This window comes from Gemmatimonas sp., from assembly GCF_044376735.1.
Lineage (GTDB): Bacteria > Gemmatimonadota > Gemmatimonadetes > Gemmatimonadales > Gemmatimonadaceae > Gemmatimonas.
In genome coordinates, this window is record NZ_JBILKJ010000209.1 from 1 (window position 1) to 3934 (window position 3934).

Below are 3934 nucleotides of genomic sequence, written 5' to 3' on the forward strand. Positions count from 1 at the left end.
CCTGTTCGCGGCCGGCGGCCGGAGCCACCGACGCGGTGCGCTCGATATCGGTGGTCGGCGTGCGGCCTTGTGCACTGCCGTGCGCCCCACCGAAGCCCGACGCGTCATCCGAGACCTCGGGCTTGCCCGTGCCGGCCTTCCGCCCGGAGGTGAGCGGCTGCCCGCCGTCGTCGCGCGCACCGCGGTCGAAGGTGCGGCCGTTCGGCTCGGTGGTGGTCGTCCTGGTCGTACTGGCTTGGGCGACATACGCCGCCGCCCCGTCGCCATTGGGCGTGGGCGCGGTGCCGGCCACGCGGGCCACCTGCGCGACCTCGGCGACGGTTGCGACCGACGCGACGCCGGCCGGTGCCGCCGAGGCCGATGGCATGGCCGATGGCGACTGCCGCTGATACGCCGCCGAGACCTTGTCGAGTGCCTGTGGGACGGCGTTCGCCAGCGTGCGGTCCGCACGATCGGCGAGCTCGAGGTGACCGGGGTCCTTCATGCCCAGCGTGCGGAGCCCCTCTTCCTTGGCGATCTCCTGCAGACGGGCGAAGCCTACGCCGTTCTCCCACGAACCATCGACGATCACATCGGCGGCCGTACCGTGCGTGTGCGCGGAATCGCGCGTCCACGTCACGATGGCGCCCGGACGCGAGCGTCCCTGGTCGTAGAGGTGATCCTGTCGTTCCTGCGAGCGCGCCGTTTCGACGATGGTGACCTCGTGCCCGTACTCGTGCTGCATGCGATCGATCACGCGCTGCACCCGCGAGCGGAGCTCCGGGACCAGGGCGTCCATGTCCTTGATCGGCGTGGTCGGATTGGCGGCCGAGGCCGCGGTGGCCGCGGCCAACGCTGACGCGCTGGCCGATGCCGCCGCGGTGGCGGCAGCGATAGCGGCGGCGTTCGCCATGGCCGCAGCGCTGTCGGCAATCTCGGCACCGGCCGGCGTGCCTGCCTTCGACAACAGCGTGTCCAGCGCGACTCGCGCATCGGCACCACGTTGATCGCCGATCGCCATCAGCTGTTCGACCGATGTCTCGGGCTTGGTCGTGATGCGCGAGAGGACTGCGAGCGCGTTCCGCTCACCGACCATGTCGCTCCATCCGCCAGCCGGCGAATCGATGCGCGGCGTGCCGATGCGCGGCGTGCCGATCTGCGGCGAATCGATGCGCGGCGTGCCGATGCGCGGCGTGCCGATGCGGTCCCGCACGTCGGGGGTGACGCGGGTGATGTCGTACGCGGACCGCGGCACCACGTCGTTCGAGGACGAGGTCGTGGGCAGCTGGTCCATCGATGTCTTCAGGATGCCGTAGCGGAGCGCCTCGCTCACCTGCTGCGCTGCCTGCTGGGCCGTAGGGTCGTGGGCATCCTGTGTGCCCGTTTCCTCGGTCGTCTGCCCGGCCGCCACGTCGTCGAGCAGCTTGTCGATGAGTGAGGCGCCCTCGGGCGGCAGCTGCTGCATCAGGTCGGAGCGCACGCGCGAGCCGGCGCCTGAAATGAGCGCCAGCAAGGCGGAGAACTCGGCGCGCGACACCTCCTTCTTCGATGTCGTCGTCGTCGCCTCCGTGTCCGTGCCATCGCCGTCGGTTCGGGTCGTTCGGTCGATCGCCCGCCCGGCAGTCCGTTCCGGGCGCGGCGCGGCCGTCGTTACCGTCGTCACTCCGTTCACTGCGATCCTCCAGGGGCCTTGGTGGGGCTCCCCTTGGTGATCGCGGCGGCACGCGCGGCGGACATCGACGTGAGCACGGCGGCCGCCTGACGGTCGCTCATCATGCTGAGAATCGTGCGGACATCGCCGTCGGTCATCTGGTCGAGCACCTTGGCGGCGTCCTTGGCCGCCATGGCTGAGAAGATCTTGGCCAGGCGCTGCTCGGGGAGCGCCGTTTGCATGGCCGCATCACGCGCCCCCTTCACGATGGCGGCGGCCGATGTGGCCTTCGCCTTCGCGTCCGTGGCACTCGCGTCCGTCGGCTTGGCGTCTGCGGCCGACGGTGTCGGCGTCTTCACGCTGGGCGTCGCCGGGGCGTGCGCGGCGGCGGCTTTGGGATTCCGACGTGAGGCGTCGAGCATCCGGATGCTGTCGGCCGGAGTCATCGGCACGTCGGGTTCGTGCGAGCCCGGCGAGTCCATGCCATGGGAGGCACTGTCGGCCGACACACTGTCATGCGCTGCGTCGCCATGCGCCGCCTCGCCGTGCGTGGAATCTGCTGACGTCGAGTCGGCGGGCGGATGCGCCTTCAGGCTATCCGCCACGTGCGTCGAATCGGCCGCGTACTTGGACGAGGCCTTCATGTACGAGTACCCCGTACCGCCACCGATGCCGGCCAGGAGTCCAATCACGATCGGGATGATCAGCTGCTTCATGAATGCGAACCATCAAGAGAGGAGTTACTGCTCGCGGCGTCATCGGCCGCCTTCACCGCTGCTTTACGCGAGAACTGCGCCAGCGCGATCTCGTCCATGGCCACCCGGTCACGGAGGGCGCTGTCGGCGCGCCAAGTGTCGGTGTGGCGCGACTTTAGCCGATCGAGCACGCGTCGGTCGCGGGCGGCATCCTCCAGCAAACCCTGCGCTTTCTGCACGTCGCTGTCGGCAAGCTTTGCCGCATCAGCGGCCAAAAGCACCCGTTCGTCGAGCGAGGCGAGCACGAATCCGAGCTGGTGGAGATGCCCGATGCGCGGTCCCGAACCGGCCGTCGTACCGATCTGCTCCTTCGAGTGGTCGCGAAGGCTCGCGATGTCGTCTTTCGCGCGATGCGCGGCGTCCGCGCTGTCGCGCGCACTGGCCAACGCGCGCGCCTGCGCCTGCTCATGCTGCTCGCGCAACTCGAGGATGCGCTGCAACCGGAACTTGAAGCTCACGGCCGCCTCCGGACCGACGCCTCGATGGCCTCGGCGACCTGGGCGAGTGCGCCGTACGTATCACCGTAGGGCGTGTTCTCATCGGGGCGCTGCTGCAGGAACTCGAGGACGCGCTGACGATAGCTGATGGCCGCGTCCACATAGGGATCGCTCCCCTTCTGATAGGCGCCCACCATGATCAGGTCTTCCTTTTCGCGGTAGGCCGCCTCGAGCCGCAGGACCGCGCTGCCGGCGCGGCGTTGGATCTCGTTGGTGATGGCGTCCTTCACACGGCTCTTCGAGTCGAGCACGTCGATGGCCGGAAAATGATTCTGCGCCGCGAGACGACGCGTCAGCACGATGTGGCCGTCGAGAATCGAGCGGGAGGCGTCGGCCACGGGCTCGTTGAAGTCGTCACCGTCCACCAGCACGGTGTAGATGCCCGTGATGCCACCCGTCGTCGAATTGCCGGCACGCTCGAGCAACCGCGGAAGGTTCGCAAACACCGACGGCGGATACCCCTTGGTGGTGGGCGGCTCGCCGGTGGCGAGACCGATCTCACGCCAGGCCATCGCCACGCGCGTGACCGAGTCCACCATGAGCAGCACCTGCTTGCCCTGATCGCGGAAGTACTCGGCGATCGCCGTCGCCACGAGGGCGCCACGCGCGCGCACTAGTGCCGCCTGATCGCCGGTGGCCACGATTACGACCGAGCGGGCGAGTCCTTCTTCACCCAACGAGTTCTCGATGAACTCGCGTACTTCACGACCGCGCTCGCCGAGCAGCGCGATCACGTTCACATCGGCCTTCGCATTGCGCGCGATCATGCCCAGCATCGTGGACTTACCCACGCCGGAGCCGGCGAAGATGCCCACGCGTTGACCGCGGCCGACCGTGAGTAATCCATCGATGGCGCGCACGCCCGTCTCCAGCGGTCGATCGATCGTATCGCGGGTGAGGGGATTCGGCGGTTCGGCCGACAGCGGCACGCGATCCACGGTGTCGAGCTTGCCCTTGCCGTCGATCGGATGTCCAAGGCCGTTCAGCACGCGGCCCAGCAGAGCGGGGCCGACATCGACGCCGAAGGTGCGGCCGAGCGGCTGCACGATGGC

The 3934-nt window shown here is 68.9% G+C and carries 4 protein-coding genes; all 4 read right to left on the reverse strand.

From position 1 onward, the window contains the following. Positions 1–1642, reverse strand: a 1642-nt coding sequence (locus ACIRA7_RS15515; RefSeq protein ID WP_396221744.1) for a M15 family metallopeptidase, incomplete at its 3' end; no start/stop codon positions are given. A gap of 5 nt (positions 1643–1647) precedes the next feature. Next, positions 1648–2346 carry a MotE family protein gene (locus ACIRA7_RS15520; protein ID WP_396221745.1) on the reverse strand — a complete coding sequence of 233 codons (699 nt, stop codon included), beginning with the start codon at positions 2344–2346 and terminating at the stop codon, positions 1648–1650. Next, the gene (gene fliJ / locus ACIRA7_RS15525; RefSeq protein WP_396221746.1) at positions 2343–2843 is read right to left on the reverse strand and encodes a flagellar export protein FliJ; all 501 of its coding nucleotides are present in this window, start codon (positions 2841–2843) and stop codon (positions 2343–2345) included. Before fliJ ends, ACIRA7_RS15520 begins: the two co-directional genes overlap by 4 nt. Then, positions 2840–3934: FliI/YscN family ATPase (locus tag ACIRA7_RS15530; protein ID WP_396221747.1), on the reverse strand; the 1095-nt coding region annotated here is incomplete at its 5' end. The genes fliJ and ACIRA7_RS15530, both read right to left, overlap by 4 nt.

Coding starts and splice junctions, on each gene's coding strand:
- ACIRA7_RS15520 (WP_396221745.1), bottom strand. CDS start 2,346: ATGAAGCAGCTGATCATCCCGATCGTGATTGGACTCCTGGCCGGCATC.